Annotated in this window: 16 protein-coding genes and 4 pseudogenes; 15 read left to right on the top strand and 5 right to left on the bottom strand. The window is 33.3% G+C overall.

The genetic code is table 11. The features are described from left to right. Positions 1-375 precede the first annotated feature (375 nt). The 7 genes and pseudogenes from WAX78_RS02130 to WAX78_RS02160 form a co-directional block, all read left to right on the top strand. Positions 376-501, top strand: a pseudogene (locus WAX78_RS02130) (spore germination protein); the annotation flags it as partial. A 64-nt stretch (positions 502-565) separates the two neighbouring features. After that, positions 566-691: pseudogene (locus tag WAX78_RS02135) on the top strand (GerAB/ArcD/ProY family transporter); the annotation flags it as partial. Further along, positions 677-984 (top strand): annotated as a pseudogene (locus tag WAX78_RS02140) (hypothetical protein); the annotation flags it as partial. The pseudogenes WAX78_RS02135 and WAX78_RS02140, both read left to right, overlap by 15 nt. Positions 985-1,073: 89 nt before the next feature. After that, a complete protein-coding gene (locus tag WAX78_RS02145; RefSeq protein WP_336480651.1) occupies positions 1,074-1,448 on the top strand; it encodes a nucleotide excision repair endonuclease in 375 nt (124 codons plus the stop codon). Between the two features lie 320 nt (positions 1,449-1,768). Next, positions 1,769-2,518 carry a class I SAM-dependent methyltransferase gene (locus WAX78_RS02150; RefSeq protein WP_336481337.1) on the top strand — a complete coding sequence of 250 codons (750 nt, stop codon included), beginning with the start codon at positions 1,769-1,771 and terminating at the stop codon, positions 2,516-2,518. A 34-nt stretch (positions 2,519-2,552) separates the two neighbouring features. Continuing rightward, positions 2,553-3,080 (top strand): DUF6886 family protein, encoded by a 528-nt coding sequence (locus tag WAX78_RS02155; protein ID WP_336480652.1) that lies wholly within the window; start codon positions 2,553-2,555, stop codon positions 3,078-3,080. Between the two features lie 95 nt (positions 3,081-3,175). Next, positions 3,176-3,499, top strand: a complete 324-nt coding sequence (locus tag WAX78_RS02160) for a YciI family protein (RefSeq protein ID WP_336480653.1) — start codon at positions 3,176-3,178, stop codon at positions 3,497-3,499. A 172-nt stretch (positions 3,500-3,671) separates the two neighbouring features. On the opposite strand, the gene WAX78_RS02165 is transcribed toward WAX78_RS02160, so the two are convergent. Beyond that, positions 3,672-4,073, bottom strand: coding sequence for a VOC family protein (locus WAX78_RS02165; protein WP_336480654.1), 402 nt, complete (start codon positions 4,071-4,073; stop codon positions 3,672-3,674). A 242-nt stretch (positions 4,074-4,315) separates the two neighbouring features. Between WAX78_RS02165 and WAX78_RS02170 the strand changes: the two genes are divergently transcribed. The 6 genes from WAX78_RS02170 to WAX78_RS02195 all read left to right on the top strand — a co-directional run bounded on the left by WAX78_RS02170 (position 4,316) and on the right by WAX78_RS02195 (position 8,571). Continuing rightward, complete coding sequence (locus WAX78_RS02170; protein WP_336480655.1) at positions 4,316-5,095, top strand: undecaprenyl-diphosphate phosphatase; 780 nt, start codon at positions 4,316-4,318, stop codon at positions 5,093-5,095. A 12-nt stretch (positions 5,096-5,107) separates the two neighbouring features. After that, positions 5,108-5,272, top strand: a complete 165-nt coding sequence (locus WAX78_RS02175; RefSeq protein ID WP_336480656.1) for a hypothetical protein — start codon at positions 5,108-5,110, stop codon at positions 5,270-5,272. A 131-nt stretch (positions 5,273-5,403) separates the two neighbouring features. Next, positions 5,404-6,726 carry an NAD(P)/FAD-dependent oxidoreductase gene (locus WAX78_RS02180; protein WP_336481338.1) on the top strand — a complete coding sequence of 441 codons (1,323 nt, stop codon included), beginning with the start codon at positions 5,404-5,406 and terminating at the stop codon, positions 6,724-6,726. Positions 6,727-6,802: 76 nt separating this feature from the next. Next, positions 6,803-7,318, top strand: a complete 516-nt coding sequence (locus WAX78_RS02185) for a GNAT family N-acetyltransferase (protein ID WP_336480657.1) — start codon at positions 6,803-6,805, stop codon at positions 7,316-7,318. A gap of 17 nt (positions 7,319-7,335) precedes the next feature. Further along, positions 7,336-7,857 carry a YfiT family bacillithiol transferase gene (locus WAX78_RS02190; RefSeq protein ID WP_336481339.1) on the top strand — a complete coding sequence of 174 codons (522 nt, stop codon included), beginning with the start codon at positions 7,336-7,338 and terminating at the stop codon, positions 7,855-7,857. A gap of 39 nt (positions 7,858-7,896) precedes the next feature. Continuing rightward, positions 7,897-8,571 (top strand): O-methyltransferase, encoded by a 675-nt coding sequence (locus WAX78_RS02195; protein ID WP_336480658.1) that lies wholly within the window; start codon positions 7,897-7,899, stop codon positions 8,569-8,571. 198 nt (positions 8,572-8,769) lie between these two features. Here the strand turns inward: WAX78_RS02195 and WAX78_RS02200 are convergent. After that, a pseudogene (locus WAX78_RS02200) lies at positions 8,770-9,902 on the bottom strand (zinc-dependent alcohol dehydrogenase). 182 nt (positions 9,903-10,084) lie between these two features. Between WAX78_RS02200 and WAX78_RS02205 the strand changes: the two are divergent. Then, a complete protein-coding gene (locus WAX78_RS02205) occupies positions 10,085-11,758 on the top strand; it encodes a ribonuclease J (protein WP_336480659.1) in 1,674 nt (557 codons plus the stop codon). 276 nt (positions 11,759-12,034) lie between these two features. Here WAX78_RS02205 and WAX78_RS02210 read toward each other — a convergent pair whose 3' ends face one another. From WAX78_RS02210 to WAX78_RS02220, 3 genes are all read right to left on the bottom strand, one after another. Next, complete coding sequence (locus WAX78_RS02210) at positions 12,035-12,487, bottom strand: spore coat protein (RefSeq protein ID WP_336480660.1); 453 nt, start codon at positions 12,485-12,487, stop codon at positions 12,035-12,037. Between the two features lie 13 nt (positions 12,488-12,500). Next, positions 12,501-12,701, bottom strand: coding sequence for a spore coat protein (locus WAX78_RS02215; RefSeq protein ID WP_336480661.1), 201 nt, complete (start codon positions 12,699-12,701; stop codon positions 12,501-12,503). A gap of 322 nt (positions 12,702-13,023) precedes the next feature. Continuing rightward, positions 13,024-13,401 (bottom strand): PH domain-containing protein, encoded by a 378-nt coding sequence (locus WAX78_RS02220; RefSeq protein WP_336480662.1) that lies wholly within the window; start codon positions 13,399-13,401, stop codon positions 13,024-13,026. A gap of 201 nt (positions 13,402-13,602) precedes the next feature. Here WAX78_RS02220 and WAX78_RS02225 point away from each other — a divergent pair, with 201 nt between their 5' ends. After that, on the top strand, positions 13,603-14,451 hold the full coding sequence (locus WAX78_RS02225) for a patatin-like phospholipase family protein (RefSeq protein ID WP_336480663.1): 849 nt from the start codon (positions 13,603-13,605) through the stop codon (positions 14,449-14,451). The last annotated feature ends 101 nt before the right edge of the window (positions 14,452-14,552 follow it).

Consider the following 14,552-nt stretch of genomic DNA (forward strand, 5'->3'; position numbering starts at 1 on the left):
GATGCTATCTAGCATCTTTTTTACTTTAATAGGTATCAATCATTATATACTTATATTATTTATAATTTGAATTTGAGCATATAAATAAGGCAAAAAGAGATAATATTTAGCAAATTGTAATTAAAAATCGTAATTTAGGACAGAAAGTCTCAATGTTAACCAACGTTCATTCAGTACTGATTGAGAATAATGTTTCACCGTTCTGTTTTTTAATCTTTTAGGAATTTTTTATTAAGCAAATACCAGATTTCTCGGATTTTGCTCCTAAGATGGTACATTTATAAGGTGATAAAAATGTGGAACATGATTGTTTCCTACTTTTCAGATTAGAAAGTGTCTGTACAAGCTTTTATCATATTTTTTATTCCACTTTATATGCTGTTGCAATCACCAGAAGATTATTATGAATGTTGGATTTCTAGTACGCTTCTTCGTCTATTGCGTTTCTTGGCAGCATTTGCTTCATTATTTACTCCCACATTGAATATTTACTTTATCTCGTTAAAAAGATTTTATGGTTCGCATGCTACAAAAGATAGCTTATGACGAAAGGAAGTGACTCTCAGTGATTACCAAACCTAAAGACCGAATAACAACACCGCAAGCATTTGTTATTGTCGTTAACTTTATACTTGGAACAAGTATCCTCACTCTGCCCAGAGCATCCGTTGAAAAAGTGAAAACACCAGACAGATGTCTGGATAAGTGTAATAATAAAGAAATTGAAGAGTTGAGTTTAACTTCAGATATAGCATTGGTAAAGAATCAACAATTGAGAAAGAGATTAAGGAAAAAGAAAGGGGCTATCCTAAAAGAAACCTTATAACAGCTACTTATCAAATTGTTAGCTCACAAACGTAAGATAGAGAAGGTGAAGCAAAACAAAAACGTTATATGAATGTTTCTGAGACCGGAGATTCTATTCTTCAAATAATTCGTGAGTTTTCATTGAAAAGAGAGAGCCCTTTATTCAGCCCACATATATTATATATACATGGGATAACATTATTATGGTTTTTTTTACATAATTGTGATACTATTTTCCTTTATAACAAAAAAGGACGTGACTTATAGTGATCAAAATTGAGATACCAACTCCAGACGTTACGATTACAGAGCGTAAGCAAGTAATAAAAGGTGATGAACCAATAATAACTCCGATTAGCGGGTTTATTGATTTTCATTTAATTCCGAGAGATAAGGGCGGCATTTTTATGTTTTATGATATTAATGATGAGCTTTTATTCGTTGGAAAAGCACGTAAATTAAGACAAAGAATTAAAAAGCATTTTGAAGATACTGTTTCACCAATCAAAGCACATAGAGATGAAGTATATCGAATTGATACATGTATCGTAGAAGATCCAATGGAAAGAGAAATTTACGAAACATATATTATTAATGAACTTCAGGCGAAATATAATGTAGATAAAGTATTTTTTAAATAAAAAATTCTGTGAAAAATGACCTCGGTATTGTGCCGAGGTCATTTTAGTTGGATCATCCTGGTACTATCTATTTAATCTAAGGCGAAAATTTGAATAGAAACCATTAAAAAAGTGAAATTAGGTATTAGAAAAGCCAGAAATCTCCATTAGGGATTACTGGCTTAATTTAATATTCAAAGAGACATGCCTCTATCTACATGATATAAAAAAGTGAATTATAAGTCTATCTCTTTTTTTATGGATATGGAAAAATAAGAGTGTGCACAAGAAACGTAACGTTACGACCAATATAGAAAAGAGGGCGTACAGTGAAAAGAACAATGACGACTGATGAAGCAATTAAGCGTTGGAATCGACATGCTGAAAGTTTTACAGCAAATTATGATGAGCATGGCGGCATCCATAGAGAGGTATTATTAAATCCTGCGATTTTTTCATTAATAGAAGATGTTAAAGGAAAAAAACTTTTAGATGCTGGGTGTGGGGAAGGCTATTTAAGTAGAATCCTTGCCAAAAAAGGGGCTACTGTGACGGCTGTTGATTATGCTGAAAAGATGCTCGAAATTGCCAAACAAAGAACGAAAAATGATGAAACAATTCAATACAAACAAGGAAATTGTGAGAAACTCGATTTTTTAGCAGATGCACAGTACGATATAATTGTTTCTAATATGGTTCTTCAAGATTTAGAAAATTACGAGGCAGCATTAAGCGAGATGTATCGTCTTTTAAAACAAGATGGTACTTTCATTTTTTCAATTCTTCATCCTTGTTTTATCACGCCAAATAGTGGATGGATACGAAATGAAAAAGTCGATCAACAATATTGGAAGATCCAACGTTATTTCTATGAAGGGGTATATGATCAAAGGTTTCCGATAGATTCAGATGAAAAAATCGTATTCTATCATCGCACATTGACGAGCTATTTTAAAGCCATTCACCGAGTAGGGTTTACTTTGGTAGATGTTATCGAACCGATGCCTTCTATAGAGATGTTAAAAAAATATCCTCAGTTTGAAGAGGACTTACACTGCGCAGACTTTATTGTATTCAAATTAAGAAAATAAGGAGTAAGGTAATGTGTTTTAAGGAGGGAAGCGTGTGCGGATATTCCATGTAAGTGAAGAGAGTCATATTCCAGTGTTTCAGCCCCGAATACCTACTCGAATGGACTTAGATCAAACTAAAGGGCTTGTATGGGCAATTGATGATAAATGCTTACCTAACTTTTTAACGCCCAGAAATTGTCCACGTGTTTGCTATCATACTGGACCAAATACATCTGAAATCGACAAGCAAACATATATATCATCAAAATCATGTTCACATGTAGTAGTTATTGAAAACAAATGGTTTGAAACGATGAAAAATACTAAATTATACTTGTATGAATTTGATACAATGCAATTCACACTTCAAGACGAGAATGCTGGCTATTATATAAGTGAAACAACACTACTTCCAATTGCCAAATTGGAAGTAGTTGATTTATTTCAAGAACTATTTAAACGTAATGTTGAATTACGTTTAGTAAATAACTTGTGGGATATTTGTGATGAAATTCAAAAAACAACATTTAATTGGTCAATGTGTAGAATGGGGTTTGCACAGCCAAGGTTGGGTGAATAATTTGTAGTTCGGTAAATTTTTATAGAAAACGTGAGAAAACTATGTAAAGGCTGTAAAAAGATATGTAAATGATTATTTTTATAAGGAGTAATACTATGAAAGATAAAAAGCATTATGTTTTAAAGTCATTTTCGACAAGACCAACTTTTCAACAGGATATGACAGCAGAAGAAAGAACGATCATGCAACAGCACATAGCTTATTGGGCAGACAAGGCTGAAAAGGGAATCGCCATTGTGTTCGGACCCGTTTTTGATCCCAAAGGTGGGTATGGGCTAGGAATTATTGAAGTAGAGGAAGAAGACCAAGTTCATGCTCTTATCAAAGGCGATCCAGCTGTTAAAGCAAGGTTACTAAAGACGGAGTTCTATTCAATGCGTGCGGTGCTTCCTAAATGGTGGCAGACGATTCAGAAATAATACATGATGGTATATTATCAACACTGTTCTTTAACAGAGCCTTTTATAAACACTAAATTCAGATTTCTAATAAAAGAATCCATTTTGATTAATCTTTTTTCAAAATGGATTCTTTTATTTTAGCTTAATTTGAGCGTTTTAAAAGTAGGTTTGAATGAAAGTTATTTCAAACCTACATTTTTGCAAGATTTAACTGCCAAGAAACACCATACTTATCTTGGACCCAAGCAAATTTTGCACTCCAAGGAGAAGCAGTTAACGGCATTAATACCGCGCCATCTTGGGATAATTTATCAAAAACTCGATCAATTTCTTCCTCCGTATCACAAGAGACAAACAGTGACATAGCAGGAGTAAATTGATGTACATCTTTATTGCTATTATCAATACACATAAATTGTTGTCCTTTTAATGAAAATGTAGCATGTAGCACTTTTCCCTCTTCAGCAGCTTCGTTTCGAGAAATACTTATGATTTCCGATTGATCAAATATAGAAGTGTAATGCTTCATTGCCTCCTCGGCTGTTCCAGGGAACATTAAGAAGGTAGTAATTTTTTGATTTGAGTTTTCCATTTCCTATTCACTCCTTTTATTAAATATAAAGACAAAAACTTTCATTCTTATAAAACGAACATATATTCTTATGTATATATTTATATTATCTTTAAGGGTTCTCCATTGTCAATTGTTATCACTTTATTTTCTAAATCACATAATTGTCATCCAATATAAGAATCTATTAAAAACGAGTAACTTTACATAACTAAAAAAAGACAAACATATACTGGTACAAGCAAACTTGAAAGGAGACAATCATGAATTGGTTAGAAGCCTTTATTTTAGGGATTATTCAAGGTTTAACAGAGTTTTTACCAATTAGCAGTACCGGTCATTTGTATTTAGGAAGACACCTTTTTGGTTTAGATGAGGCAGGACTTTTTTTAGATACGATGCTTCATATAGGGACGTTAGTAGCGGTTTTTATTTACTATAAAAAAGAATTTCTCTATTTAATAAAAAATCCGTTCTCAAAATTAACGTATTTATTAATTATCGGAACAATTCCTGCAGTCGTAATTGGCTTACTATTTAAAGATTTCTTTGAAGAGATTTCAAAAACGGGTATAACGATCGGGTGGGAATTTTTGATTACAGGTTTATTTTTATATATGGCAGAGAAGCAAAAAAGCGGACGGAAGAAAATGGACGATATTACATATAAAGACGCATTTATTATCGGTTCATTTCAAGCATTTGCTATTTTCCCAGCAATATCTCGTTCAGGAATGACCATCGTCGCAGCACTTTGGAGAAAGTTAGATCGTGAAACAGCAGCTTATTTTTCATTTTTATTATCAACACCTGCAATTGTCGGGGCAATTCTCTTACAGTTAGTCGATGTTTTTCAAGGTAAAGCAGAAGCAATCTCTAATACGTCACTTATTGTTGGTACACTATCTGCAGCATTCTTCGGATATATTGCCGTCTCATGGATGATTCAATATTTAAAACATCATTCTTTAAAAACATTTGCGTACTATGTTTGGGCTCTTGGACTTTTTATTCTTATTTTACAATTTACTGGTGTATTTTAAGGGAGGAGGAACATGAAAAAATATGAGAAAATACTAAGGTTATTGTATGGAGGATTTTTTATGTTGGGTCTAGCAGGAGGAATGTTATTAGAAAAGCCTAACATCGGGATTTTTATTGGGATTGCTTGTGGATTATTTGCGCATGCGATTCTTGTTATGAAAAGTAAAGATGAATGACATATCGCTAAAAATTAAAATCCTGTATTACTATTATGATACAGGATTTTTAAATCTGTTATGTTTAATTGAGAGATTTTAAAGTAGTAAAATTAATAGAGAAATAGGGAACAAGGTAGATAGGGGGTAACATATTGGAGAACGCGATTGTAATTGGAGGAAGCATTGCTGGAAAACTTGCTGCAAAGGCTTTATCTCATTCTTTTCAGAAAGTAATAATTTTAGAAATAGGTGAAGAATGGACGGAAAAGACTCCTAGAAAGAGAGTGCCGCAAAGTTATCATCCACATGTTTTATTAAAAGGCGGAGAAGAAGCAATCGAGAAATTATTCCCTCAAATTACTTCACAATTAATCGAGGATAAAAGTATTGTAAATAATTTTACACAAGATGTGAAGTGGCATCATTTTGGCTATTGGAAACCACAATTTACAGGGTATTTAACTATGGTTCAACAAAGTCGCCCTATGTTTGAGTGGCATTTAAAAAAACGAATTGATCAAGTGGCTAATATTGTAACTAGATATAGAATGATGGTTGAACAAATTTTGATAGATGAAGAGCATAATCAAGTATACGGAGTACGAGTGAAAAATCTTGAAACAGGTGCAGAAGAAGAAATTCATGCAAATGTAGTTGTGGATGCAAGCGGGTTTGGTTCAAAAAGTGTAGAATGGTTACAAACACATGGTATACAGGTTAAAGAGGAAAAAGTATGGATTCAACTATTTTATGCTACTAGAATATTTCGTCTAAAAACAAAAGAACGGCTAGATTGGTGTAACCTTCTTGTTTCTCCTAGTTTTCCTGAAAACCCTTATGGTGCTCTTATTCAAACAATTGAAGACGATCGTTTTTATGTAACTTTTAGCGGTTACGCAAATGAGCGTGCTCCGCAAACTGATGAAGAATTTTTTGCTTATGCTCAGAAATTACCAGCCCCTGATGTGCGAAGATTTCTTGAAATAGCAGAGCCTCTTTCAGATATAAGAATACATAAAATTCCTTATCAAGTGCGTCGCCGCTTTGACTTAATAAGGCATGTTCCGGAAGGTTTTTTAGTAATTGGAGATGCTCATTGCCGTTTTGATCCTGTTTTTGGACAAGGGATTTCAGTCGCTGCAATGGAAGCTTTAGAGTTGGAAAGGTGTCTCCGGGAAAATAAACATCTTGAAAAAGATTTCACCTACAAATTTCATAAAAGTATTTCGAAGTTGATAGCAACGCCGTGGGAAATGACTACAACAGAAGCATTTCGCGTTTCGAACATTAAAGGGGACAGACCTCTTATGCAACCATTTAAACAGTGGTACACCAAAAAGATATATCGTCTTTCTGCTTTTAATCCGGAAATTTATATTCGATTGGTTAACGTTATGAACTTAATTCGTAGTCCTTTACATCTTTTTCATCCTAAAGTACTGTTCGCTATATTTACGGGCCGAGGAAAGTAGCCTTTTTTCAGCAGGATTCTGTGACGAAATAGCAAATGTATATAGTTGATTGATTTTGAAAAGGAATGGTTAGCGAATGGAAATCTACATAGAAAAGTTAAAGGAACAAGATGCAGAAGAATTATTTGCTTTTGAATGTAGTAACAGGGCTTTTTTCGAAAAGATGGTGCCTAGTCGTGGTGAAGATTACTATACATATGAAACGTTTCAAAAGATATTTTATGAATTATTAAAAGAACAATTTGAAGGTATTTCATATTTTCACCTCATAAGAAATCATGCAGGAACAATTGTCGGGCGAATCAATTTAGTAGATATTGAGAAAGATAAGGGATTTGGGTATCTTGGCTATCGATTAGGAGAAAAATATGTTGGAAGAGGTGTTGCAACTAAAGCTGTAAAACTCCTCTTAGATGAAGCAGCAAACTATCAAGTTACTGAAATTCACGCGAAAACAACAAATAATAATTTTGCTTCTCAAAAAGTATTAGAAAAGAACCATTTTTCGCGTATCTTAATTGATGAAAACATAGCAGAATTACACGGCGAAAAAATTGATTTTATCCATTATATTTGGAGACATTCTAACTAAAAAAGGAGAGCAATACAATTATGGACTTACGTTATCCGATCGGTCAATTTACTTACGAAGGTAATCCTACCACAGATTTAATAGAGAACTGGATAAAAGAAATTGAAAACCTTCCTGCGAAGCTAAAGGAAGCAATAAAGGATTTACAAGATGAGCAGCTTAATACATCGTATCGTCCTGGTGGATGGACAGTGCGCCAAGTTGTTCATCATATTGCAGATAGTCATATGAATAGTTATATTCGGTTTAAATTGGCGTTGACGGAAAATAATCCAACGATTAAACCGTATATGGAAGAAAAATGGGCAGAGCTTCCTGATTCACAGCTACCAATAGAAGTATCCTTAGCACTTTTAGAATCGCTACATATGAGATGGGTTACTTTGCTGCGATCTATGAAATCTAATGATTTTGAAAAAATGTTTCATCATCCTGAATCAGGATCTAATAAATTAGGTGTAACGATTGGTCTTTATGCATGGCATGGTCGTCATCATACTGCACACATTACTTCTCTTCGTGATCGATTAGGATGGTAATTAAATTAAGCAGTTGAAATGCAAAGGGGGACAGTTTATATGGGGATATCTAATAAATGGACTGAGGTAGATCGCTATATAACTGATTTACTGGTTCTGTCTGATCCTGTACTTGATACGGTACTTCAAGTTAACGCAGATTCTGGCTTACCGGCGCACGATGTTTCTCCGAATCAAGGGAAATTTCTGCAGCTGCTTGCGCAAATTAAAGGAGCACGCACCATACTAGAAATTGGCACGTTAGGTGGTTATAGTACAATTTGGTTAGCGCGAGCATTGCCTAAAGATGGTCGTCTTCTTACGTTAGAAGCAGATCCAAAGCATGTGGAAGTAGCTCGTTCTAACATTAAGCGTGCTAATTTAAGTGATATAGTGGAGGTACGCCTTGGACCAGCATTAAATACATTACAGCAACTTGTTAATGAAAAGCATGAACCGTTTGATCTTATTTTTATTGATGCTGATAAGCCAAATAATCCGTATTATTTAGCGTGGGCATTGAAGCTTTCACGTCCAGGTACTTTAATCATCGCAGATAATGTCATACGTGATGGTGCAGTAATAGAAGATTCTAATGTTGATCAGAGTGTTCAAGGGATACGGCGATTCTACGAGTTGATCGCTACTGAGCCACGCTTGAGCGCAACAGCAATCCAAACTGTTGGTTCCAAAGGATATGACGGCTTTGCGCTTGCTGTGGTTACGTCTATTTGAAATGCATTTGAACTTCAATGGTTGAAGCAGAACTTAAAGATGTTTTGTGACATTTAGTAGTTGATATAGTTTAAAGTTAAAAGCACTGCATTTGCAAATGCAGTGCTTTATTTATGCGCATAAAATTAAATATGAGTGATTATTTAATAGGATTATAGAAGTCTTATTCTCTACATTATTTGTATAAAATAGGTGTGACTATGGTTTCAAAACGACTTTTATGCAATTGTCTTCACGATTATTAAAAATTTGATAACCATGACTTGCTTCTTCAAGAGGCATTTTATGTGTAATAATTTCTCTTGGATCAAACTCGTTATTCGTTATTTTTTGAAACAGTTCTGGCATAAGATGAATGACGGGGGCTTGTCCCATTTTAAGATTTATATTTCTAGTCCAAAATGCTCCTAAAGGAAATACATTGTAGTTTCCTCCATAAACACCCGTTATTTGCACAGTTCCACATTTCCGAACGGCTTTCGTAGCAATTTGAATAGGACCAAGAGTACCACCTTGTAGTTTTAATTTTTGTTCGAGATATTCAAGAGGTGATTTTTTTCCGTCCATACCAACGCAATCAATAACTACGTCGGCACCGCCATTAGTAATTTCTTTTAAATGCTCTCCCATATCAGGATATTTTGTAAACTCGAATACCTCAACTTTGTTCATTTTTTTAGCATGATTTATACGATAATCTAAGTAATCAACAGCGATGACACGTTTAGCACCTTTCATCCATGCAAATTTTTGAGTCATCAATCCAACAGGTCCACATCCAAGAACAATGACAGTATCGCCCGGTTTTACACCTGCGTTTATTACACTCCAATATGCAGTTGGGAGAACGTCGGATAAAAAAGTAATGATTCATCTTCAAGTTCGCATGATTCAGGAATAACAAACGGAGTAAAATTTCCAAAAGGAACTTTCAAATATTCAGCTTGGCCACCTGGATGGTTGCCAAATTTCTCTGTATAGCCAAAGTATCCACCAGAATCATAGTGAGGATTTGAATTATCGCATTGACTCTCCATTTCGTGCTGACAATAAAAACAATGCCCACATGAAACATTGAAAGGAATTACAACACGGTCTCCTTTTTTGACCCTGGTGACATCGGGTCCTACTTCCTCTACAATACCCATCGGTTCGTGGCCAATAATATATCCTGGAGGTAATGGCATGTTCCCTTGATATAAATGTAAATCAGATCCACAAATAGCAGTAGAGGTAATTTTTACGATAATATCATCTTTCTTTTCAAGTTTTGCATCTTCCACCTGATTAACTTCAACAAAATTTGGCCCTTGATAAGTCACAGCTTTCATAATTCTAGAACCTCCTAGTTTCCTAAATGCACCTTTTAACACCTTTAACTATGTTCAGTCAAAGAAGTAAATAATATACTTATTCATCTTGTAACAGATAATAAATTTGTAAGTGCTGGAAAATATATAAACAGATAGATTTTTAATAAGCAATATAAGTTTGAAAAAGGAGGTTACTCATTGTGAACATAGCAGAAAATACACTATCCATTTTTGCTTTAGGTGGCATAAAGGAAATAGGAAAAAATATGTATGTTATACAGTATGCAAATGACATTGTGATAATTGATTGTGGTTCAAAGTTTCCCGATGAAAGCTTATTAGGAATTGATTTGATTATCCCTGATATTACATATTTAAAGGAAAATCAAGATAAGATTCGGGCTTTAGTTGTTACACACGGACATGAAGATCATATTGGAGGTATTCCATATTTATTAAAACAATTGAATGTGCCAGTTTATGCAACACGTTTAACGTTAGGTTTAATTGAAGTTAAATTAAAAGAACATAAACTTCAAAATGTAACAGAGCTATTCGTTATTGACTCTGAATCGTTAATTGAATTTGGACAAATAAGTCTAACTTTTTTCAAAACGAATCATAGCATTCCAGACTGTCTTGGCATTGCTTTTCATACACCAGAAGGTACAGTAGTACATACAGGTGACTTCAAGTTTGATTTGACTCCTGTAAATAATCAATATCCAGATATTCATAAGATGGCTAAAATCGGAAGTAATGGTGTTTTAGCTTTACTCTCTGAAAGTACAAATGCAGAACGTTCTGGATTTACTCCGTCAGAACGATTTGTAGGCGAACATATTGAAGAAGCATTTCTCAAAGCGCGTAGAAAAGTTATTCTTTCCACTTTTGCATCTAATGTGAATCGCCTACAGCAGGCGGTAGATGCTGCATGTAAAACAAATCGAAAACTCGCTTTGCTTGGAAGGAGTATGGTAAATGTAGTATCTGTTGCATTGGAGCAAGGATACTTAAATATTCCAGAGGGAATGTTAATTGAAGCGCATGAAATCAATCAAATGGAACCAGAAAAGGTAGCGATTCTTTGTACTGGTAGTCAAGGTGAGCCTATGGCTGCGTTAGCTCGTTTAGCTAGCGGAAACTATAGACAGGTAGATATACTGCCGGAAGATACCGTTATTTTAGCTGCAACTCCTATACCAGGAAATGAACGAAATGTATCGCGTATTGTAGACAACTTATTTTTATTAGGAGCAAATGTAATTTATGGATCGGGAAGTTCAACAGGAATGCACGTTTCTGGACATGCTTATCAAGAAGAATTAAAATTAATGCTCACTTTAATGAAGCCAAAATATTTCATTCCGATTCATGGAGAATTTAGAATGCTACACCATCATCGTCTTTTAGCAGAGTCCGTTGGTGTTGAGAAAGATAATATTTATGTTATGAATAACGGTGATGTTGTTGATATAAAGAACCAAGTTGCTTATCAAACTAGACGAATACCTGCAGGAAATGTATATGTAGACGGATTGGGTATTGGTGATGTTGGAAATATTATTTTACGTGACCGTAAACAGCTTGCAGAGGATGGTATGCTTGTTATAGTTATAACTCTTAGTAAAACAGATAGAAAAATGATTTCTGGTCCAGATATAATTTCTCGTGGATTTGTATACGTACGTGATTCAGAAGATTTTATGAAGAAAATTAATCAATTAGCTGTAACAACCATTAATAATTTACTAAAAACTAATATCAACCAGTGGAATGTTCTTAAAAAAGAAATAAAAGAAACACTTGGACAATTTTTATACGAACATACAAAAAGAAAGCCAATGATTCTTCCTATAATAATTGAAATTTAAAATGCCTACTTCCCCCTAAGTAGGCATTTATTTAAATTTGAATTAACAGTGTCCTTATTAAACTAAATGGATATAGTTTAATAAGAATACTGTTAATTCCTATATAATGTTAATAATATATTTGCTCTAAATAAATAGAAAAATCTTTCTTTCTTTGTATGTGATGTGTTTACAAACGTTTAGTTAGTCTAACAAAGCTTCAAATGAAAAATCCCAATTGGAGGGAAATTAGGGAAGTGTTTTATTTACAACCTTGCTAGGAAAGTTAAATTATCTTTATAAAACGTTTAGTTTAACTAATAAAGCTAGTAAAATTTGAAGAAGGATTTGAATATTTACTGCTATATCAGTATCTGTAGTAGTTACTGTAACATTTCTAGAATTTTTAATAACAGTACGTTGTTTAGTAATTTGTGAAATGGCAGATTTTTGAAAAAGTTCTTGTGCAATTTTATCAGCTTTTTCGCCATCTGCAATAGATATGCTTAAAATAGCAATAATTGCTGCTTGTAATGAGGCTTGAATCGATAGTGCCACTTTTGTATCTGTTGTAGTAACTTGAACATCAGCGGAATCAACAATCGCTATATATTCTTCGGATAATTGATAAATTTTATTTTTTTGCTTAGCTTCTTCTGAAATTGTTGGATCGTAGAATGATGGATGATGCTGTGAAGAATCTAGTGCGTTCCACTTTTTATCTTGATTTGGATACCAAACTCCAGACATAAACTCTCTCCTTTTAGTCTAAAATATTATTAATTTGATTTTGTAATTCAGAAAAGATTTTTTTGATTTGTTCTTTTTTCTCTGAGGATAATTTTTTTAGAGATGAATCTGTTATACCATTTCTATTTAAAATATCTGAAAGTACTATATTCAATAATTCGTTCTGTTGTTTTTCATTAAGTGTTGAAGAAATCATTTTTTTTAAATCATCCATTCCAATATCCCTCCAAATTGGGTTTAAATTATTAGTTAGTATTATCTAACTAGAATCATTATATGAAATAGAATAGATATGGTTTGGACAAGTATCATTTAAAAAAAGTTTCTACAATATTTTTTTAGTAAATAATAGATTACGTTGGTCATAATAGCCGAACAAGATTATTTAAAATATAAAAAAGATAATATGATAAAATGCAAAAAAGACTATCTTGTGATAGAGATAGTCTTTTTTGCATTTTTAATCAAAATCAGTGTATGTTGTTCCAAGATATACGGGGTAAATACTTTTATTTTTGTATAAAAATACATTATTGTTATTTTGTTGTGTAAGCTACAAGTGCTTTTTGAATGTTGTAAATACTATCGTCTTTTCTAAATTCTTTCGTAATCGGAGTAGACATGCTTGATACCCAAATTTTCAACTCAGCATCTAAATCGAAATGACCAGCTGTTTCTATGCTAAATTGTGTAATACTTTTATATGGAATAGAATGATATTCTGTTTTTTTACCAGTCATACCTTGTTTGTCTACTAAAATCATTCGGCGATTTGTAAATACAATTAAATCACGAATTAACTTATAAGCGTGTTCTACTTGCTCATCGTCTAACATAATCGCTTGTAGATCACGTTCTACGCTACTTATATCTGCATCAGATGCATTTCCTAAAATACCATTAAATAAACCCATTATGAATTCCTCCTTTATGTATAGAATAAGTTTCTTTTATTGTAACATGTAACGGAAAAGCAGGTTCTTACTTTTCGATATAAGAATTAATTTTCAATTGCAATGAAACAATTTAATACTTCATCATAATATCTTATGCTAATATATTTGTGTAAGAACTTTTAGACATTATGAACTTAAAATATGATAGAGGGATAATATATGAATAATATCGGATTAGTTTTAGAAGGCGGAGGAATGAAGGGGCTTTATACAGCAGGTGTATTAGAATTTTTCATGGAAAAAGATCTTTATTTTCCTTATGTGATAGGTGTTTCAGCAGGGGCTTGTATGGCTGCTACGTATTTATCTCGTCAAAAAGGAAGAAATAAGAAAGTAAATACAGAACTTGTAAGCGATCCACGCTATATATCATTTCGGAATTTTTTACGAAAACGTGAATTGTTTGGCATGGACTTTTTATTTGATGAAGTACCTAACAAAGTTGTTCCGTTTGATTTTCAGACATTCTTAAATGGAGCAGAACAGTTTGTTATTGGTACGACTGATTGTGAGACAGGAGAGGCTGTGTATTACAATAAGCATGAACATGGAAATGATATTTTAAAAATTATTCGTGCATCAAGTTCAGTGCCATTTATTGCTCCGGCAGTTGAATACGATGATAAAAAGTTGCTAGATGGAGGAATTACAGACCCAATTCCGATTCAGAAAGCACAGGCTGATGGATTTCAAAAAAATGTAGTCATTATGACGAAACCAGCAGGATTTGAAAAACAACGAAACAAGCTGTCATCTATTGCGAAATGGTTGTATCGACATTATCCTAATGTAGCAAATCGCCTCGTGGAGCATTACGAAATCTATAACAATACTATATCTTATCTTTATTCAGAGAAACAAAAAGAGAACTTCTTTGTTATACAACCAAGTGTTCAATTACCAGCAGGTGGATTAGAACGGAATAAAGAAAGATTAGTTCATTTATATGAACTTGGTTATAATGATGCGAAGAATCAATTTGAGCAGCTAAAACAATGGATTAAGTAAAATAATATTTTGTTAAAATGGTCGTCAAGATTGGGCGATTGTACTGAAAAGCATAGCAGCGCCATGAAATTAGATTGAACAACTTATGTTCAATCTAATTT

Source organism: Bacillus yunxiaonensis (assembly GCF_037104695.1).
Taxonomy (GTDB): domain Bacteria; phylum Bacillota; class Bacilli; order Bacillales; family Bacillaceae_G; genus Bacillus_A; species Bacillus_A yunxiaonensis.

Bases quoted from the DNA above. Each gene is read 5' to 3' on its own strand.
- WAX78_RS02170 (WP_336480655.1), top strand. From the start codon at position 4,316: ATGAATTGGTTAGAAGCCTTTATTTTAGGGATTATTCAAGGTTTAACA.
- WAX78_RS02220 (WP_336480662.1), bottom strand. From the start codon at position 13,401: ATGGGTTTATTTAATGGTATTTTAGGAAATGCATCTGATGCAGATATA.
- WAX78_RS02195 (WP_336480658.1), top strand. From the start codon at position 7,897: ATGGGGATATCTAATAAATGGACTGAGGTAGATCGCTATATAACTGAT.
- WAX78_RS02215 (WP_336480661.1), bottom strand. From the start codon at position 12,701: ATGGATGATTTAAAAAAAATGATTTCTTCAACACTTAATGAAAAACAA.
- WAX78_RS02225 (WP_336480663.1), top strand. From the start codon at position 13,603: ATGAATAATATCGGATTAGTTTTAGAAGGCGGAGGAATGAAGGGGCTT.
- WAX78_RS02150 (WP_336481337.1), top strand. From the start codon at position 1,769: ATGACGACTGATGAAGCAATTAAGCGTTGGAATCGACATGCTGAAAGT.
- WAX78_RS02165 (WP_336480654.1), bottom strand. From the start codon at position 4,073: ATGGAAAACTCAAATCAAAAAATTACTACCTTCTTAATGTTCCCTGGA.
- WAX78_RS02185 (WP_336480657.1), top strand. From the start codon at position 6,803: ATGGAAATCTACATAGAAAAGTTAAAGGAACAAGATGCAGAAGAATTA.
- WAX78_RS02210 (WP_336480660.1), bottom strand. From the start codon at position 12,487: ATGTCTGGAGTTTGGTATCCAAATCAAGATAAAAAGTGGAACGCACTA.
- WAX78_RS02175 (WP_336480656.1), top strand. From the start codon at position 5,108: ATGAAAAAATATGAGAAAATACTAAGGTTATTGTATGGAGGATTTTTT.
- WAX78_RS02160 (WP_336480653.1), top strand. From the start codon at position 3,176: ATGAAAGATAAAAAGCATTATGTTTTAAAGTCATTTTCGACAAGACCA.